25 protein-coding genes are annotated in these 26223 nt (G+C 64.3%); 10 read left to right on the top strand and 15 right to left on the bottom strand.

Going from position 1 to position 26223, the window contains the following annotated elements:
• The first annotated feature begins 103 nt into the window (after positions 1 to 103).
• From ISM_RS14625 to lexA, 6 genes are all read left to right on the top strand, one after another.
• Complete coding sequence (locus ISM_RS14625) at positions 104 to 685, top strand: anthranilate synthase component II (protein ID WP_040618589.1); 582 nt, start codon at positions 104 to 106, stop codon at positions 683 to 685.
• The gene (gene trpD / locus ISM_RS14620) at positions 682 to 1704 is read left to right on the top strand and encodes an anthranilate phosphoribosyltransferase (RefSeq protein WP_009814966.1); all 1023 of its coding nucleotides are present in this window, start codon (positions 682 to 684) and stop codon (positions 1702 to 1704) included. The genes ISM_RS14625 and trpD overlap by 4 nt, the downstream gene beginning before the upstream one ends.
• Positions 1701 to 2516, top strand: coding sequence for an indole-3-glycerol phosphate synthase TrpC (gene trpC / locus ISM_RS14615; RefSeq protein ID WP_009814965.1), 816 nt, complete (start codon positions 1701 to 1703; stop codon positions 2514 to 2516). The genes trpD and trpC overlap by 4 nt, the downstream gene beginning before the upstream one ends.
• Positions 2516 to 2992 (top strand): cyclic pyranopterin monophosphate synthase MoaC, encoded by a 477-nt coding sequence (gene moaC, locus ISM_RS14610; RefSeq protein WP_009814964.1) that lies wholly within the window; start codon positions 2516 to 2518, stop codon positions 2990 to 2992. Before trpC ends, moaC begins: the two co-directional genes overlap by 1 nt.
• Positions 2989 to 4161 carry a molybdopterin molybdotransferase MoeA gene (locus ISM_RS14605; RefSeq protein ID WP_009814963.1) on the top strand — a complete coding sequence of 391 codons (1173 nt, stop codon included), beginning with the start codon at positions 2989 to 2991 and terminating at the stop codon, positions 4159 to 4161. Before moaC ends, ISM_RS14605 begins: the two co-directional genes overlap by 4 nt.
• Positions 4162 to 4264: 103 nt before the next feature.
• Entirely contained in the window at positions 4265 to 4963 is a 699-nt protein-coding gene (gene lexA, locus ISM_RS14600) for a transcriptional repressor LexA (RefSeq protein WP_009814962.1), read from the top strand.
• Here lexA and ISM_RS14595 read toward each other — a convergent pair.
• Positions 4957 to 7014 (bottom strand): ComEC/Rec2 family competence protein, encoded by a 2058-nt coding sequence (locus ISM_RS14595; RefSeq protein ID WP_009814961.1) that lies wholly within the window; start codon positions 7012 to 7014, stop codon positions 4957 to 4959. The genes lexA and ISM_RS14595 overlap by 7 nt on opposite strands.
• Positions 7015 to 7103: 89 nt before the next feature.
• On the opposite strand from ISM_RS14595, the gene gltX reads away from it, so the two are divergent.
• Complete coding sequence (gene gltX, locus ISM_RS14590) at positions 7104 to 8510, top strand: glutamate--tRNA ligase (protein WP_009814960.1); 1407 nt, start codon at positions 7104 to 7106, stop codon at positions 8508 to 8510.
• A 101-nt stretch (positions 8511 to 8611) separates the two neighbouring features.
• Entirely contained in the window at positions 8612 to 9907 is a 1296-nt protein-coding gene (gene gltA, locus ISM_RS14585) for a citrate synthase (protein WP_040618587.1), read from the top strand.
• Positions 9908 to 10004: 97 nt separating this feature from the next.
• Here the strand turns inward: gltA and ISM_RS14580 are convergent, their stop codons facing one another.
• From ISM_RS14580 to ISM_RS14535, 10 genes are all read right to left on the bottom strand, one after another.
• Positions 10005 to 10784, bottom strand: a complete 780-nt coding sequence (locus ISM_RS14580) for an enoyl-CoA hydratase-related protein (protein WP_009814958.1) — start codon at positions 10782 to 10784, stop codon at positions 10005 to 10007.
• 73 nt (positions 10785 to 10857) lie between these two features.
• Positions 10858 to 11313, bottom strand: a complete 456-nt coding sequence (locus tag ISM_RS14575) for a cytochrome c-type biogenesis protein (RefSeq protein ID WP_009814957.1) — start codon at positions 11311 to 11313, stop codon at positions 10858 to 10860.
• On the bottom strand, positions 11310 to 13283 hold the full coding sequence (locus ISM_RS14570) for a heme lyase CcmF/NrfE family subunit (RefSeq protein WP_009814956.1): 1974 nt from the start codon (positions 13281 to 13283) through the stop codon (positions 11310 to 11312). Before ISM_RS14570 ends, ISM_RS14575 begins: the two co-directional genes overlap by 4 nt.
• A 78-nt stretch (positions 13284 to 13361) precedes the next feature.
• Positions 13362 to 13964, bottom strand: coding sequence for a holin family protein (locus ISM_RS14565; RefSeq protein WP_009814955.1), 603 nt, complete (start codon positions 13962 to 13964; stop codon positions 13362 to 13364).
• Positions 13955 to 14566 (bottom strand): holin-associated N-acetylmuramidase, encoded by a 612-nt coding sequence (locus tag ISM_RS14560; protein WP_009814954.1) that lies wholly within the window; start codon positions 14564 to 14566, stop codon positions 13955 to 13957. Before ISM_RS14560 ends, ISM_RS14565 begins: the two co-directional genes overlap by 10 nt.
• Positions 14567 to 14625: 59 nt before the next feature.
• Positions 14626 to 15075 carry a cytochrome c maturation protein CcmE gene (gene ccmE, locus ISM_RS14555; protein WP_009814953.1) on the bottom strand — a complete coding sequence of 150 codons (450 nt, stop codon included), beginning with the start codon at positions 15073 to 15075 and terminating at the stop codon, positions 14626 to 14628.
• A 35-nt stretch (positions 15076 to 15110) separates the two neighbouring features.
• Positions 15111 to 16139 (bottom strand): N-acetyl-gamma-glutamyl-phosphate reductase, encoded by a 1029-nt coding sequence (gene argC / locus ISM_RS14550; protein WP_009814952.1) that lies wholly within the window; start codon positions 16137 to 16139, stop codon positions 15111 to 15113.
• 114 nt (positions 16140 to 16253) lie between these two features.
• Positions 16254 to 17066, bottom strand: coding sequence for a glutamate racemase (locus tag ISM_RS14545; RefSeq protein ID WP_009814951.1), 813 nt, complete (start codon positions 17064 to 17066; stop codon positions 16254 to 16256).
• 39 nt (positions 17067 to 17105) lie between these two features.
• The gene (locus tag ISM_RS14540; RefSeq protein WP_009814950.1) at positions 17106 to 17969 is read right to left on the bottom strand and encodes a lysophospholipid acyltransferase family protein; all 864 of its coding nucleotides are present in this window, start codon (positions 17967 to 17969) and stop codon (positions 17106 to 17108) included.
• Between the two features lie 76 nt (positions 17970 to 18045).
• Positions 18046 to 21465, bottom strand: coding sequence for an indolepyruvate ferredoxin oxidoreductase family protein (locus tag ISM_RS14535; RefSeq protein ID WP_009814949.1), 3420 nt, complete (start codon positions 21463 to 21465; stop codon positions 18046 to 18048).
• A 167-nt stretch (positions 21466 to 21632) separates the two neighbouring features.
• Between ISM_RS14535 and ISM_RS14530 the strand changes: the two genes are divergently transcribed.
• Positions 21633 to 22529, top strand: a complete 897-nt coding sequence (locus ISM_RS14530; protein WP_009814948.1) for a LysR family transcriptional regulator — start codon at positions 21633 to 21635, stop codon at positions 22527 to 22529.
• A 326-nt stretch (positions 22530 to 22855) separates the two neighbouring features.
• Here the strand turns inward: ISM_RS14530 and ISM_RS14525 are convergent, their stop codons facing one another.
• The 3 genes from ISM_RS14525 to prfA form a co-directional block, all read right to left on the bottom strand.
• Positions 22856 to 23407 (bottom strand): DUF4167 domain-containing protein, encoded by a 552-nt coding sequence (locus tag ISM_RS14525; protein WP_040618108.1) that lies wholly within the window; start codon positions 23405 to 23407, stop codon positions 22856 to 22858.
• 232 nt (positions 23408 to 23639) lie between these two features.
• Positions 23640 to 24467 (bottom strand): peptide chain release factor N(5)-glutamine methyltransferase, encoded by an 828-nt coding sequence (gene prmC / locus ISM_RS14520; RefSeq protein WP_009814946.1) that lies wholly within the window; start codon positions 24465 to 24467, stop codon positions 23640 to 23642.
• Positions 24464 to 25513: a peptide chain release factor 1 gene (gene prfA, locus ISM_RS14515; protein ID WP_009814945.1), complete on the bottom strand. Its 1050-nt coding sequence runs from the start codon at positions 25511 to 25513 to the stop codon at positions 24464 to 24466. The genes prmC and prfA overlap by 4 nt, the downstream gene beginning before the upstream one ends.
• Before the next feature lie 62 nt (positions 25514 to 25575).
• Here prfA and ISM_RS18035 point away from each other — a divergent pair, with 62 nt between their 5' ends.
• The gene (locus tag ISM_RS18035; RefSeq protein WP_083780934.1) at positions 25576 to 25869 is read left to right on the top strand and encodes a hypothetical protein; all 294 of its coding nucleotides are present in this window, start codon (positions 25576 to 25578) and stop codon (positions 25867 to 25869) included.
• On the opposite strand, the gene ISM_RS14510 is transcribed toward ISM_RS18035, so the two are convergent.
• Positions 25804 to 26214 carry a DUF1499 domain-containing protein gene (locus ISM_RS14510; RefSeq protein WP_009814943.1) on the bottom strand — a complete coding sequence of 137 codons (411 nt, stop codon included), beginning with the start codon at positions 26212 to 26214 and terminating at the stop codon, positions 25804 to 25806. The two genes, ISM_RS18035 and ISM_RS14510, sit on opposite strands and share 66 nt — an antisense overlap.
• Between the last annotated feature and the right edge of the window lie 9 nt (positions 26215 to 26223).

Here is a 26223-nt window from a genome sequence, read left to right as displayed (position 1 = left end):
GTGGGCAGGTCTGCCCCTCTTGACGCTCCTGCCCAAGACTGAACAAGTATACCGCGACGATGGGCCGGGCCGCCAGCCCCCGAAATACCCCGAGAGTGCCGATATGCTTCTTCTGATCGATAACTATGACAGCTTCACCTACAACCTCGTGCATTATCTGGGCGAGCTGGGGGCCGAAGTGGTGGTCAAACGCAATGACGCGCTGAATGTGCAAGAGGCGATGGCGATGAATCCGGCGGGCATTCTGCTCTCGCCCGGGCCCTGCGATCCCGATCAGGCGGGCATCTGTCTCGCCCTGACCGAGGCCGCCGCCGAGACGAAAACTCCGCTGATGGGCGTCTGCCTTGGGCATCAGACCATCGGTCAGGCCTTTGGCGGCAAGGTGCTGCGCCATTCCGAGATCGTGCATGGCAAGATGGGCATGATGCATCATACCGGCAAAGGTGTCTTCGCCGGCCTGCCCACGCCCTTTGAGGCGACGCGCTATCATTCGCTGGTGGTCGACCGCGAGAGCCTGCCCGACTGTCTCGAAATCACCGCCGAGCTCGAAGATGGCACGATCATGGGGCTACAACATCGCACGCTTCCCATTCAAGGCGTTCAGTTCCACCCGGAATCCATCGCCTCGGAACATGGGCATGCGCTGCTCAAGAATTTCCTCGACCTGATGCCGGTGGCGGCATGAGTGATGCGCTCAAGCCGCTGATCGGTGCGGCCGCCGATCGTCCGCTGACCCGTGCCGAGGCCGAAACCGCGTTCCAGATCCTCTTTGACGGCGAAGCCACCCCGGCCCAGATCGGCGGGCTTTTGATGGCGCTGCGCACAAGGGGCGAGACGGTGGATGAATATGCCGCCGCCGCCGCCGTGATGCGCGCGAAATGCCGCAAGGTCCGCGCGCCAGAGGGCGCGATGGACATCGTCGGCACCGGTGGCGACGGCAAGGGCACGCTCAATATTTCGACCGCCACCGCCTTTGTCGTGGCGGGCTGCGGCGTGCCGGTGGCCAAGCACGGCAACCGCAATCTGAGCTCGAAATCCGGCGCGGCCGATGCGCTGACCCAGATGGGCATCAATGTGATGGTCGGGCCAAATGTGGTTGAAAAATCGCTCGATCAGGTCGGCATCGCCTTCATGATGGCGCCCATGCATCACCCGGCCATGGCCCATGTCGGCCCGGTCCGAACCGAGCTCGCGACGCGCACGATTTTCAACATTCTCGGCCCCCTGACCAATCCCGCAGGCGCCCGGCGTCAGCTCACCGGCGCGTTCTCCCGGTCGCTCATCCGGCCCATGGCCGAGGTCTTGGGCATTCTCGGCTCGGAACGCGCCTGGCTCGTGCATGGCAGCGACGGCACGGACGAGCTGACCATCACCGGGGTGAGCTGGGTCGCTGATCTGGGCCTCGACGGGCAGATCACTGAATATGAGCTGCACCCCGAAGAGGCAGGTCTGCCGGTGCACCCGTTCGAGGCGATCCTCGGCGGTGATCCGGCGCAGAACGCGGCGGCGTTCCGCGAGCTTCTGTCAGGCGCGCCCGGGGCCTACCGCGACGCGGTGCTGCTCAACTCGGCCGCCGCTCTGGTGGTCGCGGGCCATGCCGACACGCTGCGCCAAGGCGCGGAAAAAGCGGCGGAGAGCATCGACAGCGGGGCCGCCCGCACTAAGATAGAAGAATTAGCTAAAATCACTTCGGAGGCTGCATGAGCACGCCCACCATCCTTGAGAAAATCAAGGCCTACAAGCTTGAAGAAATCGCGGCCGACAAGGCGCAAGTCTCGCTCGACGAGCTCGAGAACATGGCCCGCAATGCCGACCCGGTACGCCCCTTTGCCGAGGCGCTCGAACTGGCGTCGAAACAGGGCTATGGGCTGATTGCCGAGATTAAGAAGGCGAGCCCCTCCAAGGGGCTCATCCGCGAAGATTTCGATCCCGCCACCTTGGCCGAGGCCTATGCCGAGGGCGGTGCGACCTGCCTTTCGGTGCTGACCGACACGCCGAGCTTTCAGGGCGCCAAATCCTTTTTGACCGAGGCGCGCGCCGCCTGCGATCTGCCCGCGCTGCGCAAGGATTTCATGTATGACCCCTATCAGGTGGTCGAGGCCCGCAGCCTCAATGCCGATTGCATCCTGATCATCATGGGCAGCGTCTCGGATGAACAGGCGGCCGAGCTTGAGGCCGCCGCACAGGAGTGGGGCATGGACGCCCTGCTCGAGGTGCATAACGCCGAAGAACTTGAACGCGCCACGCGGCTCAATTCGCGGATGATCGGGATCAACAACCGCGATCTCAACACGTTCGAGACCACGCTCGACACCACCCGCAAGCTGGCGAAACTGGTGCCCGTGGATCGGATGATCGTCTGCGAAAGCGGCATTTTCACGCCCGAGGATCTCGCTGATATGGCCCGCTACGGCGCGCGCAGCTTTCTCATCGGCGAGGCGCTCATGCGCCAAGAGAACGTGGCCAGCGCCACCCGAGAGCTTTTGGCAAATCCGCTCATGTCCGGCGGGATGTGATGGCCGAGCTCACCCATTTCGACGCCAAGGGCGACGCCCATATGGTCGATGTCTCCGACAAGCCGGTGACCGCGCGTGTGGCCACCGCGCGCGGCCATGTCACCATGGCGCAAGAGACCTTCGCGATGATCTCCGAGGGGCGTGCCAAGAAGGGCGATGTGCTCTCGGTCGCGCGGCTGGCGGGGATCATGGGCGCCAAGAAAACGCCCGAGCTCATCCCGCTCTGCCACCCGCTGCCCGTCACCAAAGTGGCGGTCGAGCTGACGCTCGATCCCGCGCTGCCGGGGGTCGAGATCGAAGCCACGGTCAAGACCACTGGCCAGACCGGCGTCGAGATGGAGGCGCTCACCGCCGTCAGCACCGCCGCGCTCACGGTCTATGACATGGTCAAGGCGGTGGATAAGGCGATGCAGATCGGCGGCATTCGTGTCACGCTCAAAGAGGGCGGGAAATCCGGCCGCTACACCGCCGAATGATCTCGGTCGAGACGGCGCTCGACCAACTCTTCGCGCTGGTCTCTCCCGGCGCGGTGGAAGAGGTGCCGCTTGCCGACGCCGGTCAACGCGTGCTGGCCCGCTCCGTCACCACCTCGCTTACCCAGCCCCCCTTTGCCGCCTCCGCCATGGATGGCTATGCGGTGGCCGCATCGCGCGTCACCCCCGGGGCCCGGTTCCGCGTTATCGGCGAGGCGGCGGCAGGCCATGGCTTCGACGGGCTCGTGGCCGAGGATTACGCCGTGCGGATCTTTACCGGCGCGCCGCTGCCCGAGGGCACCGACCGGGTGGTGATCCAAGAGGATGTGACGCGCGAGGGCGACATCATCACCCTCAAGGACACGCTCGACGAGGCGGCTTACGTCCGCCCTGCCGGTGCCGATTTCGAGGCCGGTATGCGCCTCGATGCGCCGCGCCTGCTCGGGCCCTCGGACATCGCGCTGCTGGCGGCGATGAACATCGCCCGTGTGCCGGTTGTCGCGCGGCCCAAGGTGGCGCTTCTCGCCACGGGCGACGAGCTTGTCATGCCCGGCGAGAACCCCGGACCCGATCAGATCATCGCCTCCAACAGTTACGGCCTCAAGGCGCTGGTGGAAAGCCTCGGGGCCACCGCCCGGCTCCTGCCCATCGCGCGGGACAACGAGGCCTCGCTGCGCATGGCGTTCGATCTCGCCGCCGATGCCGATCTGATCGTCACCATTGGCGGCGCGTCGGTGGGAGATCATGATCTCGTGGGCCCGGTGGCCGAGACGATGGGGCTGCAGCGGAGCTTTTACAAGATCGCCATGCGGCCGGGCAAACCGCTGATGGCGGGGCGGATGGGCGATGCGGCGATGATCGGCCTGCCCGGCAATCCGGTCTCGGCCATGGTCTGCGGCCATGTGTTCCTCGCCCCGGTGATCCGCGCCATGCTCGGCCTGCCCGCCCGCGCCGCGCCGCGCTATCAGGCCCAGCTTGGTGCCGATCTCGCCGCCAATGGCCCGCGCGAGCATTACATGCGCGCCACCCTCGACGGTGACACGATCACCGCCCAGCCCCGTCAGGACAGTGCCCTCCTGTCGGTTCTCGCCGCCTCTAACGCGCTCCTGATCCGCCCGGTGGGGGACGGGCCGCGCCGCGCGGGCGAGACTGTCGACTATATCCCCCTCTAACCGCTCCAATAGCCCCCGTTTGCAGCGCAACAGCCATCACTGTTGACACAAAACGAGAACATGCGTAGAACAAAAGTTAACTCATGGTCCGATGGAGGGGCAAATGCTGACGAAAAAACAGCTCGATCTGCTCGACTATATCAACAAGCGCATTCAACGCGACGGCGTCCCGCCAAGCTTTGACGAAATGAAAGAGGCGCTGGACCTGCGGTCCAAGTCGGGCATTCACCGGCTGATCACCGCGCTCGAAGAACGCGGCTTTATCCGCCGTCTCGCCCATCGTGCCCGGGCGCTCGAGATTGTGAAGCTCCCCGAGAGCCTCGGCGGCGCCCCGGCCCACGGTTTTACCCCGCGCGTCATCGAAGGCGACCGCCCCGAGGCAGGACAGCCCGCCAATGCCCGTCCGGTCGAAGTGCACGCGCTGGAGCTGCCGGTCATGGGCCGCATCGCCGCCGGTGTGCCGATCGAGGCGATCAACCATGTCTCGCATAACGTGGCCGTCCCCGGCGCGATGGTCAGCGGTCAGGGCAATCACTACGCGCTCGAGGTCAAGGGCGACTCGATGATCGAGGCTGGCATCAATGACGGCGATATCGTGGTGATCCGCGAGACATCGACCGCCGACAATGGCGATATCGTCGTGGCGCTGGTCGAGGATCAGGAGGCCACGCTCAAACGGTTCTTCCGTCGCGGCGGTGCCATCGCGCTCGAGGCAGCGAACCCGGCCTATGAAACCCGCGTTCTGCCCGATGACAAGGTCAAGGTGCAGGGCCGTCTCGTCGGGCTGATCCGCAGCTACTGACGCCGGATGTCACGACTGTTCCAAAGCCGCGTGCCAGAGATCTGGCGCGCGGTAATTGTTATGACCTCCCCCTTGCGAAGATAGAGCGCCACCGCGCCGCTCTGCCGCAGGGATCTGGGTGAGAACACCTGACATGGCAGGGCGTTCTGGTCCGGGTCCTTGGGCGTCACCAACCTCTGCGACGCGGTGCATCCGTCAAATCCCCTGACCTCCTGCGCCCCGCGCAATACCTTTAGGTCCCAACGCGCGATCTCCGCTGCACCCGCCTCCCAGCGGGCCGCAGCCGCCGCCTGATCCCCGGCATCGCCATCGTTTTCGAGCCAGTTCATCGCCACAAACCCCGCCCCCCGCTCGCGGCTGAGCGCACGGCCTGCCTCGGTCATCACGCCGACCAGCCGACCGTCCTCAGAGATGAGCACCTTAGGCCGCTCGGCCCCGGACCAGATCCAGAATCCCGCGACCACCGGCAACAGCCCGAAGAACCGCAGCTTCCCCTGCCAGAGGATCACGAAAAGCGCGCCCCATGCCAGACAAGGGATCACCCATGGCCCCGGCGCGGTCACCACCCCGCGCGCGCCGTCCAGCTCCGCAACCCAATGCGCCACGCCAAGGATCCAGCGCAGGCCAAGCCCCATGATCCAGAGCCCCAGTGCCTCGCCACCCAATGGCATCAGGCTCACGCTCAGCACCGCCGCCGGCATCACCCAGACCCCCATGAGCGGCACCGAGACGAGATTGGCCAAGAGCCCGTAATGCGCGATCTGATTGAAATGCGCCGCCGCAAAGGGCGCGGTGGCGAGCCCCGCCACCAGCGACGAGATCACCACTGTCGTCACAGGCCTGAGCCAGCCGGGGACCCATCCGCGCTCATAGCTCGAGACCCTGCCGAACACCGCTACCAGCGCCGTCGTCGCGGCAAAGGACATCTGAAACCCCGGACCAAGCATCGCCTCAGGCCGCAGCGCCAGCACGATGATCGCCGCCAGCGCCACGGCCCGCAGGCTGATCGCGCGCCGGTCGAGCATCACCGCCACCAACATCACCGCCACCATGACAAAGGCCCGCTCGGTCGCCACATTGCCACCCGAGAGCCCCAGATAGACCGCCGCCGCCGCAAGCGCGCCACCGGCTGCGAATTTGCGAATGGGCCAGCGCAGCGCGAGCGGCGGCACACAGGCCATGATCAGCCGCAGCGCCGCAAAGACAAACCCTGCCAGCAACCCCATATGCAGCCCCGAGATTGCCAAGAGATGCGCGAGGTTGGACACCCTGAGCGCCTGTAACGTCTCTTGCGTCATCGCCGACCTGTCGCCGGTGATGATCGCCGCCGCAAAGCCCCCCGGCTCTCCCGGCAGGGCCGCCTGCACCCGTTCCGACATCGCCAGCCGCAGCCCTGCCCAGGAGAACCCCGCCGCCTCATCCGTCGCCCGCAGCACGGGCACCCGCGTATAGCCCACCGCGCCCAGCCGCAGAAACCAGGCATGGCGCTGAAAATCGAACCCGCCCGGCTCCACCGGCCCGCCGGGCGGCGACAGGTGGGCGGTGGTCATCACGATCTGCCCGGGCCGGGCCGTCCCCCCCGCCCCGCCATGCAACGCGATGCGCACCCGGCTCGGCGTCCGCTCCGGGCTCATGTTATAAAGGACCACCTGATCGAGGGTCAGCCGCATCGCATCGGACCCGGACCGATCCATCGCCACGACCCGCCCCTCCACCGGGCCATAATAGCGAAAGCCAAGCACCGGACCCGCCACCAGATGCGCCCGTAGACCCGCCAGCGCCAGACCGCCGAGGATCAAACCGCCCGCCACCACCAAGGGGCGCAGCGCCTCGGGCAAGAGCCTCGCCCCTAGCAGCAGCATCGCGGCGGCCGCCCCCGCCGCCCAGAGCACACCGGTCTGCGGCTCTTGACGCAGGCCAAAGAAAATCCCGATCCCGATCCCGATCATCACCGGCACCCAGGCAAAGAGATGCCCGCGCTGCGCCAAAAGCACCGCGCCGATCGCGTCCCGGGGCCCTGCCCAGAACGCCCGCGCGCCCGTCTCTTCCATAGCGGCCAATGCTTGTCTCCTTGCCAGCGGCCCGATAGACAGACGCCAAACCTATGCCCCACATCGTTACCGAAAGGTTAAAGGCTCTCATGACCGACGCCGTAGTCACCCGTTTCGCGCCCTCTCCCACCGGCTATCTCCACATCGGCGGGGCGCGCACCGCGCTCTTCAACTGGCTCTATGCGCGCGGTCGCGGCGGCAAGTTCCTGTTGCGCATCGAAGACACCGACCGCGCCCGCTCGACCCCCGAGGCGACCCAGGCCATTCTCGACGGCATGGCCTGGCTCGGGCTCGATCATGATGGCGAGGTGATCAGCCAGTTTGACCGCGCCCCGCGTCACGCCGAGGTCGCGCATCAACTTCTGGCCGAGGGCAAGGCCTATAAATGCTTTGCCAGCCAGGACGAGATCCAGGCCTTCCGCGACGCGGCCCGCGCCGAAGGCCGTTCGACCCTGTATCAAAGCCCGTGGCGCGACGCCGATCCCGCGAGCCACCCGGATGCGCCCTATGTGGTGCGCATCAAGGCCCCGCGCGACGGCGCGACCACCATCCGTGACGAGGTGCAGGGCGATGTCACCATCCGCAACGATCAGCTCGACGATATGGTGCTGCTGCGCTCGGACGGGACGCCGGTCTATATGCTCGCGGTCGCCGTCGACGACCATGACATGGGCGTGACCCATGTGATCCGGGGCGACGACCATCTCAACAACGCCGCGCGGCAAATGATGATCTATGAGGCGATGGGATGGCCGCTGCCCACCTATGCCCATATCCCGCTCATCCACGGGCCCGATGGCAAGAAACTCTCGAAACGCCACGGCGCGCTCGGCGTCGAGGAGTATCGCGATATGGGCTACCCGGCTGCCGGCATGCGCAACTATCTGGCGCGCCTCGGCTGGAGCCATGGCGACGATGAATTCTTCACCGACGCCCAGGCGCAAGAGTGGTTCGACCTCAAAGGAATCGGCAAATCGCCGGCCCGGTTCGACTTTAAAAAGCTCGAAAACATCTGCGGTCAGCATATCGCCATCACCGACGATGCTGCACTGCTGCATGACGTCACGGCATTTGCGGTGGCGCAAGACAAGGTCACGTTGAGTGACGTAAAATTGAGCCGGCTACAGGCGGCCATGCCGCAGCTCAAGGAACGGGCCAAAACCTACCCGGAACTCCTTGAAAAAGCGCATTTTGCGCTGGCCGAACGCCCCATCGACATCGAGGAAAAAGCCGCCGCTCAGCTCGATACTGTATCCCGTGGTATACTAAGCGAATTGACGCCGCAGTTGCAAAATGCTACGTGGTCTCGCGAGGCGATCGAGGCTTTGGCCCAAGCGTTCGCTGAAAGCAAAGACATGAAATTTGGCAAGCTGGCGGGCCCGCTTCGGGCTGCCTTGGCAGGTCGCACCGCGACGCCCAGCGTTTTCGATATGATGCTGGTTCTGGGGCGAGAGGAAACCCTCGCTCGGCTGTCTGATGCGTCTGGCGATGCGTAGTTACGCGTAGACACGCCGAATCTCTTGCGGGAAACGCTCCCGCCGCGCAGCATGCGCCCCGGAGAGACCGGGCGCGCCCCGAGACAACTGGAGGAATGAAGATGGCAGAACCTGGAAAGACCGCGAAGCTTGAAATCGACGGCAAAACCTATGAGTTGCCGGTCTTTACGCCCACTGCCGGCCCCGATGTCATCGACATCCGCAAGCTCTATGGTCAGGCGGGTGTGTTCACCTATGACCCGGGCTTTACCTCGACGGCGAGCTGCGACAGCACCATCACCTATATCGATGGCGGCAAGGGCGAGCTGTTGCACCGCGGCTATCCGATCGATCAGCTGGCCGAGAAGTCGCATTATCTCGAGGTCTGCTACCTGCTGCTCTACGGCGAACTGCCCTCGACGGCCCAGCTCGAAGATTTCGAGAGCCGCGTGACCAATCACACGATGCTGCATGAACAGATGCATTTCCTCTTCCGCGGCTTCCGCCGGGATGCGCATCCGATGGCGATCATGGTGGGCGTGGTCGGGGCGCTGTCGGCCTTCTACCATGACAGCACCGACATCAACGACCCGTGGCAGCGCGAAGTGGCGTCGATCCGGATGATCGCCAAAATGCCGACCATCGCCGCCATGGCCTATAAATACACCATCGGCCAGCCCTTCGTGTACCCGCGCAACGATGTCGATTACGCCTCGAACTTCCTGCGCATGTGCTTTGCGGTGCCGGCCGAGGATTACGAGGTCAACCCGATCCTGAGCCGCGCGATGGACCGGATCTTCACCCTGCATGCCGATCACGAACAAAACGCCTCGACCTCGACCGTGCGTCTGGCCTCGTCTTCGGGTGCCAACCCCTTCGCCTGTATCGCAGCGGGCATCGCCTGCCTCTGGGGCCCGGCCCATGGCGGCGCCAACCAGGCCTGCCTCGAAATGCTGCGCGAGATTGGCAGCGTCGACCGCATCCCCGAATTCATCGCCCGCGCCAAGGACAAGGACGACCCGTTCCGCCTGATGGGCTTTGGCCACCGCGTCTACAAGAACTTTGACCCCCGCGCCAAAGTGATGAAGCAAAGCGCCGACGAGGTGCTCGACCTGCTCGGCGTCGAGGACAACCCGACGCTTCAGGTTGCCAAGGAACTCGAGAAACAGGCGCTGGCCGATCCCTATTTCGCCGAAAAGAAACTCTTCCCGAACGTCGATTTCTACTCGGGCATCATTCTCGAGGCGATGGGCTTCCCGACCTCGATGTTCACCCCGATCTTCGCGCTGTCGCGCACTGTCGGCTGGATTTCGCAGTGGAAGGAAATGATCGCCGATCCACAGCTCAAGATCGGCCGCCCGCGTCAGCTCTATCAGGGCGAGACCTTCCGCGACTACGTGGACATGGAAAACCGCTGAACTAAAAAACCGCCCCGGAGACACCTCCGGGGCGGTTTTCTTTTAACCTCAAATCCGCTTCTTCTGGCGTCAAATATCCTCGCCGAAGGCGAAACTCCTAGCGTCCCTCGTATTCCGCCGGACGCTTTTCGAGAAAGGCCATCACGCCTTCCTTGAAATCACGCGTCTTGCCGCATTCCCCCTGAAGCCGCGCTTCGAGCTCGAGCTGACCCTCGAGATCGTGATCCCAGGCGCCGCGAATGGCGGTTTTCAGATGGCGATAGGCCTCGGTCGGCCCCTTGGCGAGACTGGCGGCCCGGGCGGCCCAATGGTCCGCAAACGCCTCCTCCGGCACCGCTTCCCAGATCATCCCCCAGGCGCTCGCCTGTTCGGCGCTGATCGGCTCGGCAAAAAGCGCCGCGCCCATCGCCTTGGCCGCCCCCATCTGGCGCGGCAGCCAATAGGTGCCGCCCGCATCGGGGATCAGGCCGATCCGGGTAAAGGCCTGCAGAAAATAGGCTTTTTCCGAGGCAATCACCACGTCCGCCGCAAGTGCCAGATTGGCCCCGGCCCCGGCCGCCGGCCCGTTGACCGCGCTGATCGTCGGCACCGGGCAAGTGCCGATGGCATGCAGCATCGGCACATATTCCTCGCGCAACACCCGTTCGAGATCGAGATTGGCCGCGTTGCCGCCATCGCTCAGATCTTGGCCTGAGCAAAACGCCTTGCCATTGCCGGTGAGCACCACCACCCGCGCCTCGCGACCGGCATGGCCCATGGCGTCGGTGATCTCGATCCGCATCGCGGAATTGAGCGCGTTCATCCGGTCTGGCCGGTTCAGGGCGATCACCGCCACATCATCGGTTACGGTATAGGTGATGGTCTTATAGTCGCGCATCTGCGGCCCTCTCTCCCTCAAAGCTTGACCAGCTCTACCCTGCCCCGCCCCGTTGGAAAAGCCGGACCGCGCGTCACTCGTCCTTCATGACCTCGTCGAGACGCCGCGCCTCATCTGCGCTGAGCGCCTCTGGCTCCGATCCGGGCTGCACCCGCTGGCCGCGCACATAGAGCGCCGCAACCAGCGCCGCGAGGATCAACATCCCCGGCCCGGCCCACCACAAGAGCAGGTTCGCCCCATCCTTGCGCGGCTCGAGCAGCACATATTCGCCATAGCGATCGACGATGAAATCGACCACCTCCCTGTCGCTATCCCCGGCCACAAGCCGTTCGCGCACCAAAAGGCGCAGATCGCGCGCAAGGCTCGCGTTGCTCTCGTCGATGCTCTCGTTGCGACAGACGAGACAGCGCAGCCCAGAGGAAATCTCCCGCGCCCGCGTCTCGAGCGCCGGATCATCGAGAACCTCATCCGGCTCCACCGCCCAGAGCGGCGCCGCCATCAGCATCAGGATCAACACGAGCCGCTTCATTCCGCAGGCACCCCGCCTGCCACGCTCTTGCGTGCCCCCGCGGCCACCCGATGCCGCCGGTCGCTCAGCGACAGGAACCCGCCGAGCGCCATCAGGATCGCCCCGCCCCAGATCCAGTTCGCCAACGGTTTGACATAGGTGCGCACGGCCCAGCCGCCGCCCTCCTGCTTGTCACCGATCACCACGTAGAGATCGCGCAGGAACCCGTTGTCGATCCCGGCCTCCGTGGTCGGCATCCCTGCCACCGGATAGATGCGTTTTTCCGGGAATACCGTGCCGATGCTCTCGCTGCCGCGAGACAGCGCAACCTCGGCCCGTGTCGCACGGTAATTTGGCCCCGGCACCTCATTCACCGCGCGCAACCAGATTGTATAGCCCGACACCTCGAACCGGTCGCCCACTTGCGCCACGCGAATATCCTCGGATTCCCAAGCCATCAGCCCGGCAATCCCGGCCATGGTCACGCCCATCCCGGCATGGGCCACCGCCTTGCCCCAATCGGCCCGCGGCAAACGGCGCATCCGGCCCAGCCGCTGCTGCCAGCCCTGCCGCCCGGTGCGCCCCCAGAGATCGACCAAGGCTCCGGCCACGAGCCACGTGCCGAGGAACATCCCCACCGGCGCCAGCGCGCTCTTGCCGCTTTGCATCGCATAGATGAGCGCCGCCACCGCCAGCGCCAAAAGGAACGCGGGCATCAGGCTGCGCATCACGCTGCCGATCTTGCCGCGCTTCCACGGCAGCATCGCGCCCACCGGCAGGATAATCCCGAGCACCACCATGAAGGGTGTAAAGGCCGTGTCGAAAAACGGCGCCCCAACGGTGAGCTTGCGGTCAAAAAACATCTCGGCCACCAAGGGCCAGAGCGTGCCCACAAAGACGATAAAGGCCGCCACCGCCAAGAGCACATTGTTGATCACCAACATCGTCTCCCGCGACCCGAGACCAAAGACGCCCCGCGCCTGCATCGTCCCCGCCCGCACCACAAAGAGAATGAGCCCCGCCATCATGAACACCGCCAGGATGAGCAACAGAACCATCCCGCGCTCTGGGTCATTGGCAAAGGCATGCACCGAGGTGAGCAGGCCGGACCGCGTGATAAACGTCCCGATGAGCGAGAAGCCAAAGCCAAGGATCGCCAGAAGGATGGTCCAGCTTTTCAGGCTCTCGCGTTTCTCCACCACGATGGCCGAATGGAGCAAGGCCACCGACAAAAGCCACGGCATAAAGCTCGCGTTTTCCACCGGGTCCCAGAACCAGAACCCGCCCCAGCCGAGCTCGTAATAGGCCCACCAGGACCCGAGCGCGATACCGATGGTCAGGAACACCCAGGCCGCCAGCGTATAGGGCCGCACCCACCGGCCCCAGGCCGCATCGACCCGGCCCTCGATCAGCGCTGCCAGCGCAAAGGAGAAGGTCATCGAGAGACCGACATAGCCAAGGTAGAGAAACGGCGGATGGAACGCGAGGCCCGGATCCTGCAACAGCGGATTGAGGTCTTCGCCATTCATCGGCGGCACGGCGAGCCGCAGGAACGGGTTCGATGTCCAAAGAAGAAACGCCATGAAGGCCGCGCCGATCATCGCCTGCACCGCGAGCACCCGCGCCCGTAGGCTCGGCGGCAGGGCCGTGCCAAACCACGCCACCGTCGCGCCGAAAAGCGCCACGATCAGCACCCAAAGCAGCATCGAGCCTTCGTGATTGCCCCAGACACCGCTGATTTTGTAGATGAGCGGCTTGTCCGTATGGCTGTTGAGCACCACCAGACGCAGCGAGAAATCCGACACCACAAAGGCATAGGTGAGCGCCGCAAAGGACAGCGTGATCAGCAGGAATTGCGCCTGTGCCGCCGGGATTGCCACGGCCATCCAGCCGGGCCAGCGCTTGGCCGCGCCGACAAGCGGCACGATGGCCTGAACAAGGGCAATGCAAAAGGCGAGGATCAGGGCGAAGTGGCCGAATTCTGTAATCATAGGCGCAGTATATGCCGCGTGAAACGGCGGGGCCACGGGATTCGCAGCGCCACGCCGATCACTTTGTCGCAGGGTGTATCACCGCTCGCGCCCCTGCCGCGGCCCGTGATGTGCCGTGCGCCGCCACGCTTCGAGCGCTGGATTATCCTCGGGCCGCACCGCCTCGAGGGCAACTTCTGCATCATGCGCCGCCGCCGCCTGCCCCGGCTTCTCGGCCCGCCCGGATTGCAGGTATTCGATCCGCTGCACCACGCCTGGCGCGCGGGCCATGGTGGCGCTGAGGGCACGTTGAAACTCTTGTGTTTTTTGCTGGTGACGCGCCCCGAAGTAAAAGGACACGATCACCCCCAAGAGCCACCACAAAGGCTCTGGCACGAGGGCGATCCCCTGCATCCGCGCCGCGAACCACAGCGGGTCCACCATCGCCGCAATGAACAGCCCCAGAGTCCCGAGCGCCATGGCGGGGCGCGGCACCCGGTTGAGCCCATCCATCACCCGATCAAACCGGCTGCGCTCCGGATGGGCGAACTCGGCGCCGAATTGCTCAAGCGCGGCGGCCCGCAGGCTCGCCTCGCGCAAGGATCCGGCCTCGGCGTTCTCGCGAAACACCTCTGCGGTTTCGGCGACGACATTGCGGCCATTGCCGAAAATCAGCCGGAGGATCTCTGCCATCAGCCCCATTTTGCCACCCTTTCCTGAAATTCCGACATGCTCAGGTGATAGCGCGGCGAGATGAACTCTTCCGCCCGCCTGATCCAGCCGCCCTTACCGCCGCGCCGCGTTCTTGCGTATTTGCGGCTCGCCGGGCGCAGATCGCCCAGGCGAAAGTAATAGTTCCGCCGCGCGATCCCATAGGCATCGACCAGATGGCGCGGCGCAGCACCCGCAGCGGCCTGCGCCGCCGCTTCGGTCTGCGGGCCGATGACCCCGTCCACCACCACATCATGCCCCATCTGCCGCAAGAGCCGCTGCAGGATCTTCACCGCATTCGCGCCCGCGTTCACATACATGTCGAACACACTCGGACGCAGCGGTTCGGGCAGCCGGTCAATCCCCGGTCGCTCAAAATAGTCACGCAGGAAAATCGCTTCGGCGTCGGCCTGGCTCAACGCCCGCACATCCGCCACATCCACCGCGCCATCGCCCGTCAGGTCAATCCCGAGCCTTCGCAGCGTGCCGACGGTCACCCCATGGTTCGTGGCGCCCCCGGGATCATCCGGGTCGTTCACAAAGCCGCCCTCCCGGGCGATGATTTCGCGGGCCAGACTGGCGACATCTTGCATGGGGCGCACTCCTGTTCAGGTGACGCCCCATCCTCATGTCTCAGAGGTTAAGATCGCGCTCAGCCACCGTTCGCAGGGTCCTGATAGACGCCCTGCTCCTTGAGCGCGTCCACCACTTCCTTGGGCATATAACTCTCGTCATGCTTGGCGAGGATTTCACTGGCGCGGAACACCTGCCCGTCGAAACTGCCGGTGCCGACCATGCCCTGACCCTCCTCGAAGAGATCGGGCAGAACGCCTTCGTAGACGACCGGCACCGAGGCCCCGCCATCGGTCACGCGAAACCGGATCACAGCCCCCTGTCCGCGTTCGAGACTGTCTTCTTCGACCAGCCCACCGATGCGAAACACCTCATGCGGCGCGGGCGGTTCGGCCATCACCTCGCTCGGCGAGCGAAAGAAATTGATCCCATCCTTGAGCGCATAGCCGATGAGCGACGAGGCCACAGCAAGCGCCACCACGGCCACGATCACGATCTGTACGCGACGCTTCTTCTTGAGGGTTTTCATATCGCTATACCGCGCTCTTCATTCATCACATGAGCTTACGGAAACACCGGCACGGACATAAGCCCTTCGGTCTCCGCCTCGCCCAGCATCAGGTTGGCGTTCTGCAAGGCCTGGCCGCTCGATCCCTTGGTCAGGTTGTCGAGCGCCGCCACCACGATGGCCCGCCCTTCGATCCGGTCCCCGGTCACCCCGATATGGCAAAAGTTCGAGCCGCGCACATGATGCGTCGACGGCGTCTCACCAAAGGGCAAAACCTGAATGAACGGCTCGCCCGCATAGGTCTTTTGCAGGGTCTCATGCACCGCCTGCGCCGCGCCTTTGACATAGCTGGTGGCAAGGATGCCGCGGTTGGCGGGGATCAGATGCGGCGTGAACTGCACCCGCACCGGCCGCCCGGCCAGCGCCGAAAACTCCTGATCGAACTCACCAAGGTGACGATGGGTGCCGCCCACCGCATAGGCATTATACCCCTCGCTGAGCTCGGCATGGAGAAGATTTTCCTTAAGCGACCGCCCCGCCCCCGACACCGCGCATTTCAGGTCGAGAATGATATCGTCGAGATCAATCACCCCGGCGCTGATCAGAGGCCGCAGGATATATTGCCCCGTCGCCGCGTTACAGCCGGTCCCGGCCACCAGCCGCGCGCTGGCGATCTCGTCGCGGTAGAACTCGGTGAGCCCATAGACCGCCTCTTTCTGACAGTCGAGCGCGGCATGATCATTGCCATACCATTTCTTGTATTCCGCCGGATCGCGCAGCCGGAAATCGGCGCTCAGATCGACGACCTTGAGATGCTTCGGCAGATCGCGGATCACCTCCTGCGAGGTGGCATGCGGCAGCGCACAGAAACACAGGTCGACGCCCGCGAAATCGATCTCTTCGATGGTCACCAGATCAGGCAGCGCCAGATGGCGCAGATGCGGAAAGACCGAGGCCATGCTCTGCCCCGCCTTGGAATTCGCGCCAAGCGCCACGATCTCCATATTGGGATGGGTGGCGATCAGGCGGATGAGCTCGGCCCCGGTATAGCCGGATGCGCCGAGAATTGCGATTTTATGGGCCATCTGACGGCCTCCCTCGTCTCAATGTGACATGGATGTATTGGATTGCGCGCGCCGCTTCAATGCGGCGCTTGGTTGCAGGGCTTGATTGCAGGGCCTGTGGGCCCCGGCCCCCGCTCAGGCGGGCTCGAACCGAATGTCTCGTCGCAAAAACTGCGTGGCCCGGTCGGACACGCGGCCCGGATCCCCGGTGGTGACAAAGCGCGTGGCCTTGCCCGCGCCGCGCATATCGGGACGCCGTCCGAGGTAATCCGCGAGGCTATCGGCCACCAGCGAGGGCTGCGAATAGACCGCCACATCCTCGCCCAGAGCCGCCTGAAACTGCGCCTCCATGAGCGGGTAATGCGTGCAGCCGAGGATCGCCGCCTGCGGATTGGGCATCTTGCGTTTGAGCGCGTCCACATGGCTGCGCACCAGCGCTTCGGCGAGGATCATATCGCCATCCTCGATAGCATCGACCACCCCGCCACAGCTCTGCGCCTCGACATCGACGCCGATCGCCCGAAACGCCAGCTCGCGCTGAAACGCCCGGCTCGACACGGTGGCCGGTGTCGCAAAGAGCGCCACATGTTTCACCGCCACTTCGCGCGGCGGCGAGTTGTCGCCCCAGTTGCGCTCGGTCAGCGCCTCGATGAGCGGCACGAAAACGCCAAGCACCCGCTTGCCCTGCGGCACGCCCGCCTCCTGCATCCGGCGCAGCGCGGCGGCGCTGGCGGTGTTGCAGGCGAGGATCACCAGATCACAGCCATTGGCCCAGAGATATTCCACATGCTGCCGGGTCAGATTGTGAATGTCATCGGCATCGCGCACCCCATAGGGCGCATGGGCGTTGTCGCCGAAATAGACCAGCGGCAGATCGGGCAACCGTTTCTCGATTGCGCTCAGAACCGTCAGCCCGCCAAGACCGCTGTCAAAGATACCTACCGCCATGTCACTGCCCGCCGCGCCTTCTGGCGCGCCTCCCTCAGATCACGTCCATTCGTACCCGACGCTGTTGGGGTCGATCGGGTTCGGGCTCAACTCATACGTCTTACGACGGAGGAATTCCATCAGGGATTTCGCGTCCCGCGACAGCGGGTCGAGCACATCTCGGGTGAGCGGCTCGCCAATACCGATGCGCACCGGCGTGTCGACGCGCTTGCCGAATTCCTTGATCAAGAGGCCCATGCGCAGGGTCTGATGCAGATGGGTGGCAATCTGGAACATCCGGCTGCAATGGCCATCGAAATAGAGCGGCACCACGGTGGCGCGCGATTTCGCCACCATCCGCGCGGTGAACAGGCGCCAGCCCGGGTCCATCGGCTGCGAGAAAAGCTTGGCCGAGGTGGCCACCGCCCCGCCCGGGAAAATGCCGATCGCGCCGCCTTCACCGAGATAGGCCAGCGATTTACGCCGCGTCTCGAGGTTGATCTGCACGCCTTCGCGGGTCTCGTCGAAACTCACCGGCAGGACCACCCGGTCGAGATCCTGCGCCTTGCGAAAGACCGAATTGGCCAGAATGCGGAAATCGCCCCGCGTCTCGCTGAGCACATGACCGAGCATGAGCCCATCGAGAATGCCGTAAGGGTGGTTCGCCACAAGGATCACCGGCCCCTCGCGCGGGATATTGGCGAGGCTGCCCGCGATCACGTCGAGGCTCAGCCCATAGCGTTCCACCATCACCGCCCAGAAATCGCGGCCCGCCGCCACCTCATGCTCATAGCCATGGGCGCGCTTGATGAGGCCGATCCGGCCCGACAGCGTTTCCATGGTGCGGATCACGGCGCGTCCGCTGCGGCTCTGGGCCGAATGCGCATAGCTGATGTCACGCGCAATATGACGGTCCTGGTGCATGTGTCCTTGTCCTTCTCACCCCGCTCTCAGCGGGCGACAGAATGCAACATTGCGATGACGGCCATATGACACCTGCCTATTCGGCCGCCTCCTTTAACGGGTTACCGCCTTGCCGGATCGCCGCCAAGAGGGTTTCGCGCCGTTTGGCGGCTTTTGCCTCATTTGCGGCCTTCACCGGGCCAAAGCCGCGGATCTGCAGCGGCAGCTCGGCCAACGCGAGAATGAGATCGCGGGTCTCGGCAGTGAGACGCGGCAGCGCCTCGGCCATATCCGCCTCATATTGCGTGATGAGCGCGCGCTCCATCTTCCGCTCGGCCGTATAGCCAAAGGGATCGAGCGGCGTGCCCCGCAGCGCCTTGAGCCGCGCCAGCAGCTTCATCGGGGTGAGGATCCACTGACCAAAGCGGCGCTTTTGCGGCCGCCCGTCGCTGCCCTCTTTCGACAGGATCGGCGGTGCCAGATGAAAGCTCAGCTTGAGATCGCCGTCAAAGGCCTCTCGCGCCCGCGCCTCACTATCGAGCATGAACCGCGCCACCTCATATTCATCCTTATAGGACAAAAGCTTGTGATAGCCCTGCGCCACCGCCTCGCGGAGCGCCTCATCCTCGATCCCATCGACCAGCGCGCGATAGCGTTTCGCCAGCCGCTTGCCCTGATAGGCGGTCAAATGCGCGGCGCGATAGGCGATCTTTTCTTCGAGGCTCTTCGGCAGCTCGACCACCGTCGGGCTGAGCATCGTCGCCGCCTCCTGCGGATGGAGCGCCGCCCAGCGCCCGATTTCAAAGGCCCGCAGATTGCGCTCGACCGCCGCCCCGTTGAGCTTGATCGCCGCCTCGATCGCGCCATGGCTCAGCGGGATCAGCCCGCGCTGCCAGCTGGCACCAAAGATCATCATGTTGGAAAAGATCGAGTCGCCCATGAGATGCTTGGCCAGCTCGGTCGCGTCAAACATCTGCACAGCCTCGCCCAGCCGCGCCTCGAGCGCGAGGCTCAGCCGGTCAAAGGGCAGCGCGAACTCGGGGTTGCGGGTGAAATCACCGGTGATGATCTCGTGGCTGTTGACCACCGCCCCGGTGCGCCCCCGGCTGGTGAGGCCAAGCGTCTTGGCCCCCGCACTCACCACCAGATCACCGCCGATAAGCGCATGCGCCTCGCCGGTGGCCACCCGAATGGCGCTGATATCTTCCGGCGCTTCGGCCAGACGGCAATGGATATGCACCGCGCCGCCCTTCTGGGCGAGACCGGCCATTTCCATCATGCCCGCGCCTTTGCCATCGATCTGCGCCGCCTGGGCCAGCACCGCGCCGATGGTCACCACGCCGGTGCCTCCAACCCCGGTGATCACCACGTTATGCGTGCCATTGATCTGCGGCAGTTCGGGCATCGGCAGATCCGGCAGGGTGAACTCCGCCGCCGCATCCTTGCGGATTTTGGCGCCTTCAATGGTCATGAACGACGGGCAGAACCCCTTGAGACAGCTGTAATCCTTGTTGCAGCTCGACTGATCCACCGCCCGCTTGCGGCCAAGCTCGGTCTCGACCGGCACGAGGCTCACACAGTTCGACTGCACCCCGCAATCGCCACAGCCTTCGCAAATATCGGTGTTGATCAGCACCCGCTTATCCGGATCGGGGAAACTGCCCCGCTTGCGGCGACGGCGCTTTTCGGCGGCACAGGTCTGGATATAGATGATGGCGCTAACGCCCTCGACCTCTTGCAGGCGCTCTTGCACCGACATGAGAGCGGCGCGCTCATGCATCTCCATCCCCTTGGGAAAGGCCGCCGCGTCCACATCTTCCTTTTCGTCATAGACGACGACGACCTCATTCACCCCCATCGCCTTGAGCTCATGGGCAATGCGCGGCGCGGTAAGCCCGCCCTCATTGGGCTGACCGCCGGTCATCGCCACCGCGTCATTGTAGAGGATCTTGTAGGTGATGTTGGTCTTGGCCGCGAGCGCTGCACGAATGGCCTGCACGCCCGAATGGTTATAGGTGCCGTCGCCGAGGTTCTGGAACACATGTTTGCGGGTGGAAAACGGCGCCTCGCCGATCCAGTTCGCGCCCTCGCCGCCCATATGGGTGAACCCGGTGGTCTCGCGGTCCATCCACTGCACCATATAGTGACAGCCGATCCCGGCATAGGCGCGGCTGCCATCGGGCAGCTTGGTCGAGGAATTATGCGGACAGCCCGAGCAGAAATAGGGCAGACGCGCCGCGATCTCCTGCGCATTGTCGGCCTTGCGCGCCTCGGCGATCTGCGCCAGCCCGGCCTTGATGCCATCGGTGCCGCGCCCCTCTTCGATCAGGATGCCGCCGATCTTCTCGGCAATCATCACCGGATCGAGCGCGCCGCGCGTCGGGAAAAGCTCGTCACGATGCATGCCGCCCGCGCCGCCCTTGTACCAGCCATAGACCCGCCGCCCGCGCCGGTCGTCGAAAATGGCCTCCTTGATCTGCACCTCGATCAGCTTGCGCTTTTCTTCCACCACAACGATGAGCTCGAGCCCCTCGGCCCAATCGTGGAACCCTTTCATGTCGAGCGGGAACGGCTGCCCCACCTTATAGGTGGTCAGCCCGAGCCGCTCTGCCTCGGCCTCGTCGATGCCGAGCACGTCGAACGCATGCACCAGATCGAGCCAGTTCTTGCCCGCCGCGACAAAACCGATCTTCGCCCCCGGCTTGCCCATCATCCGGCGGTCCATGCCGTTGGCCCGGCTGAACGCCTCTGCGGCAAAGCGTTTATAATCGATGATCCGCGCCTCTTGCGCATGCGGTGTGTCGCCAAGCCGGATGTTGAGCCCGCCCTCGGGCATGTCGAACTTGGGCAGGCTGAGCTGCACCCGGTCGACACGCCCATCAATGACCGAGGTCGCCTCGACCGTGTCCTTCATCGTCTTGAGACCGACCCAAAGCCCGGAAAACCGGCTGAGCGCATAGCCGTAAATGCCGTAATCAATAAGCTCCTGCACCCCCGCCGGGCTCACCACCGGCATATAGGCATCGACCAGCGCCCATTCGCTCTGGTGCAGCACGGTGCTGCTCTCGCCGGTGTGGTCGTCGCCCATCGCCATAAGGACACCACCATGCTTTGAGGTGCCCGCCATATTGGCGTGGCGCATCACGTCGCCCGACCGGTCGACCCCCGGCCCCTTGCCGTACCAGAGACCAAAGACCCCGTCATATTTCCCCTCACCGCGCAGCTCGGCCTGCTGGCTGCCCCAGAGCATCGTCGCCGCGAGATCCTCGTTCAGCCCCTCCTCGAACCGAACATTGGCCTCGCCGAGCACCTTGCCCGCGCGCCGCATCTGCAGATCCACGGCACCCAGCGGCGAGCCGCGATAGCCGGTGACAAACCCGGCGGTGTTGAGCCCCGCCTGCCGGTCCCGCGCCGACTGGGTCAGCATCAGCCGCACCAGCGCCTGGGTCCCGTTCAACAGAACCCGGTCCTTCCCAAGATCGAACTTGTCGGAAAGAGAAATATCATGCGTGCTCATGGCTGGCCTCCCTCTGCCGCGGCAATGCGTCATTATAGAGATATAATAGGTCATAATTTTTGACCTACAAAGCAAATAATCGTCACATACGCGACGTATGACTGTGCAAGCGCGGCAATTATTTGCTATTGCGTTAAGTCACGTTTCTCGGATCGAAAGTTACCAATATGGATTGGGACAAGCTCAGGATATTTCACGCGGTGGCCGATGCGGGCAGCCTGACCCATGCTGGCGATCTGTTGCATTTGTCGCAATCGGCGGTCTCCCGCCAGATCCGTGGGCTCGAGGAATCGCTCAATGCCACCCTATTTCACCGTCACGCACGGGGGCTGATTCTCACCGAACAGGGCGAATTGCTCTTCGATGCGACGCGCGCCATGATGAAACGTCTCGACGCCGCCACCGCCCGCATTCGCGACAGCGAAGAAGAGGTGTTCGGCGAGCTGCGGGTGACGACCACCGTGGGCTTTGGCACGCTCTGGCTCGCGCCGCGCCTGCCCAAGCTCTTTGAACGCTATCCAGATCTCAACATTGACCTGATGCTCGAGGAATCCGTGCTCGACCTGCCGATGCGCGAGGCCGATGTCGCGATCCGCATGAAAGAGCCGAGCCAGGCCGACCTCATCCGCAAACGGCTGATGAGCGTGCATATGCGCCTCTATGCCACCAAGGCCTATATCGAGAAATTCGGCGAGCCCAAGGAAATGTCGGATCTCGAAGATCACCGGCTCATCTGTCAGAACCCTTCGGCGGCCCAGGTCGGCGCCGGGGCGACGCTGGTGGCTCAGCTCATGGCCGAAGGCGTGCCGTCCAAGCTTTCGGTGAACAATTACTTCGGCGTGCTGCAAGGCGTGCTGCACAATGTGGGTCTCGGCGTGCTGCCCGACTACCTCGCCAATGATTTTCCCGAGCTGGTGCGCGTCATTCCCGAGGTTGAGTCGAGCGAAGTGCCTGTTTTCCTCGCCTATCCGGAAGAGCTACGGCACTCCCAAAGGATTGCCGCCTTCCGGGATTTCGTGCAGGAAGAAATTATTGCCTACAGGAAAAACATTAAAAACCAATAACTTGCTGCAACTGCAGTGAGACATGCACGCAACGCATAACAGCCTTGCTGCACCTGCGACATTATTTTTCTTGAATGGTCAAAAAACAATCACTAGATGCTCCTCATGACGATGACGTTGGTTACACCGTCATCATCATACCTCCCTGTTGGACTTCGGCCGAGCTTAGTGCTCGGCCTTTTTTTATGCGCTATCCGACCTCTGCCGGATCGCCCGGCCTCCCCCTCTGGCTCAGCCGTTTCGCCCGACACAGCAAAAACGCAAAACGCGCGACCGGGGGGCTCCCGATCGCGCGCTGCTGAATTGTTATGCGTCTGGCGACTGACTTACTCGGCCGCTTCCGGGGCCGCGCCATTGTCCTGATCCGAGGATTTACCCCCACCCTCACCGGCCTCTGCCTTGGGCTTGCGGCGCGGCTTGCGCGGACGCTTGGGCGCTTCGGGCTGAGCCTCGGGTTGGCTCTCTGGCGTCTCGACAAGCGTGCTCTCGCCCGCGGCATGATCGTCGCCACCGGCCTGCGGCTGCGTATCGCCGCCCTGCTGGTTCTGGTCGCCGCGATCGCGGTCGCGCTCGGCCTGACGTTCGCGGTTCTGGCGCTCCTGCTCTTCGCGGCGCGCGTCCTGTTCCTTCTGGGCGGCCCCCAGAAGACGCAGGTAATGCTCGGCATGCTGCTGAAAGTTTTCCGTTGCAACCCGATCACCGGCAAGCTGCGCATCACGCGCCAACTGATTGTATTTGTCGATGATCTGCTGTGGCGTGCCGCGCACTTTGCCTTCCGGGCCGGAACTGTCGAACACGCGGTTCGTGACATTGCCCATCGACCGATTGTTATTGTTACGGTTCGACTTATTGCGCGAGCGGGATTTGGATGATCTCATGTCTTGCAGCTGAGCCTTGTGCTGTTTGGCCGATGTGATCGGGCTTGAAATTTGCCCCTGTCCCGAGGGACCCTGATCACCGTTATTATCTGGCTTAGTATCGGGCGGGACTTCCTCAGACAGGCTTCCACCGCGCCGACACCACTTGTGTAACCATGTCATGCCGGGCGGCACAAGCGAAAACCGCCCCAATTGGCGTATTTTAGCATAGATTCCGTAGCATTCGGTAAATTTACGCCGATCTCGCCATCACGACCCGGTCACGCCCATCGAGATCCTGGCGCAGTTCGACCGCCTGCAAACCGGCCTCCGCAAAGATCCGCGCCACGTCTGCGCCTTGCGTCCGGCCGATCTCAACCAAGATCCGCCCCCCCGGCACGAGATGCGCCAGAACCCCCGCCGCAATCGCCCGATAGGCGCTGAGCCCGTCGCCCTCATCGGTCAGCGCAGCACGCGGCTCATGCGCCAATTCCGGCGCCAGCTCCGGCATTTCCGCGATCCCGATATAGGGCGGGTTCGACACGATGAGATCATACTGCCCGGCGACGCCCTTGAACCAATCCGCCTCTTGGAACGCCGCCCGAGAGGCCAGCCCAAGCCGCGCGGCATTCTCCCGCGCCACATCAAGCGCCGCCGCCGAGACATCCGCGCCAAGCCCTTGCGCGCCCTCCCTCTCGGCCAGAAGGCTCAGCAGGATACAGCCCGACCCGGTCCCAAGGTCGAGCACCCGTTCAAACCCCTCCTCCAGCGCCGCCGCCACCAGGCATTCCGTCTCTGGCCGCGGGTCGAGAACATCGCCCGTCACCTTGAAGGCGCGCCCATAAAACTGCCGCTGGCCGAGGATATGCGACATCGGCTCGCGCGCCGCGCGCCGGGCCAAGAGCGCCTCGAACCGTGCCGCGCCCTCGGGGCCCAGATCATCATGCAGATGCAAGGTCATCCGCGACGGATCGAGCCCAAGCGCCGCCGCCATCAAGAGCCGCGCCTCGCGCGCCCCCTCACCGATGCCCGCAGCCCCAAGCCGCGCCGCCCCCGCCCGCAGACCCGCCTGCACGCTCATCCCTGCATCTCGGCCAAGAGCGCCGCCTGCGCATCCGTGGTCAGCGCGTCGATGATATCATCGAGATCACCCGCCATCACCTGATCGAGCTTATAGAGCGTCAGGTTGATCCGGTGATCGGTCATCCGGCCTTGCGGGAAATTATAGGTGCGGATGCGTTCGCTCCGGTCGCCCGACCCGACCTGCGCCGCGCGGTCGGCACTGCGCGCGTCATGCACCTTTTGCCGCTCCAGATCATAGAGCCGCGTCTTGAGAACCTGCATCGCGATCTCGCGGTTGCGGTGCTGCGATTTCTCGGAACTGGTGACGACGATACCGCTCGGAATATGGGTGATCCGCACCGCCGAATCCGTCGTGTTCACATGCTGCCCGCCGGCGCCCGAGGCGCGCATCGTGTCGATGCGAATGTCGGACGGATCGATATGGATATCCACATCCTCCGCCTCCGGCAGCACCGCCACCGTCGCCGCGCTGGTATGGATGCGGCCGCCCGATTCCGTCTCGGGCACGCGCTGCACCCGATGCACGCCGCTTTCATATTTCAGCCGCGCAAACACATGCGCGCCCTTCACATGCACCACCGCTTCCTTGATCCCGCCAAGCTCGGTCTGCGCCTCTTCGATCACCTCGAACTGCCAGCCCCGCGCCTCGGCATAGCGCGCATACATGCGCAGCAAATCCCCGGCAAAGAGCGCCGCCTCCTCGCCGCCCGTGCCGGGCCGGATCTCGATGATCGCGGGCCGCGCATCGGCCTCGTCCTTCGGCAAGAGCGCCAGCTGCAAGGCCTTCTCGCGCCCCGGCAATTCCGCCTTGAGCGTGCGCAGCTCATCTTCCGCCAGCTCGCGCATCTCGGGATCGCCGAGCATCGCTTCGGCCTGTTCCGCCGCATCGAGCGCCGCCCGATAGGCGCGGATTTCCTCCACCACCGGGCGCAGCTCGGCATATTCGCGGCCAAGCTGGGCAATATCCCCGCTGCCCGCGCTCATTTGCGCCTCGATGAACTCGAAACGCTGCAGGATCTGGTCAAGACGGTCTTGTGGCAACATGCGCCTGCATTCTCCTATCGACGCGGTTTGGTCAAGGGGCCAGCCTGTGCTAGACTTCTCCCATGACACTGCGCTTACTCACTCTTTGGGCGCTTCTTCTCGCGCCCCCCGCCCTTGCCGATGCGACCTACAACGGCAAGACGGTCGATTGCTATTGCACCGACAGCCGCGGCGACCGGCAGGAACTGGGCGACATGATCTGCCTGCAGGTGGATGGCAAGATGTTCATGGCGCAATGCCAGATGTCGCTCAACGTGCCCATGTGGCGCAAGATTTCCGACGGCTGCCTGTCATCCGCCCTGCCCGAGACGCCCGCGCCATTTCCCGACACGGGCGGCGTTGACGCCAAAATCTGATGCGCCGAACCTGAGCCGCGCATAAAGGACGAGGTCATCCCCGCGCCGCGCCAGCGTGGTGTAATCGGGAAATCCCCACCATTTCGACCGGGTCACATAGGTGATCATCCCCTCCTCCAGCGATCCGGCAAGGACCCGGGTGCGCGCCGTGTCACGAATGATCGCGTCAAGCGCCGCCATATGGCCCGCTTGGGCCTCCAGCCGGGCCAAGACATGGCCCGGCCCGCGCGGCGCGGGCTCTGGATCGGGCAGTTGATGCCAACGCGCCGGATCGCTGGGCGCCAGCCGCACCCAGAGAAACGCCGCCAGCAACGCCAGCCCGATCAGCAGCGAGAGCTTCATCATCGCTCGCGC

Origin of the sequence: Roseovarius nubinhibens ISM (genome assembly GCF_000152625.1) — a bacterium.
In the GTDB taxonomy this organism is placed as follows: domain Bacteria; phylum Pseudomonadota; class Alphaproteobacteria; order Rhodobacterales; family Rhodobacteraceae; genus Roseovarius; species Roseovarius nubinhibens.
This window is presented reverse-complemented; position numbering and strand designations above follow the sequence as displayed.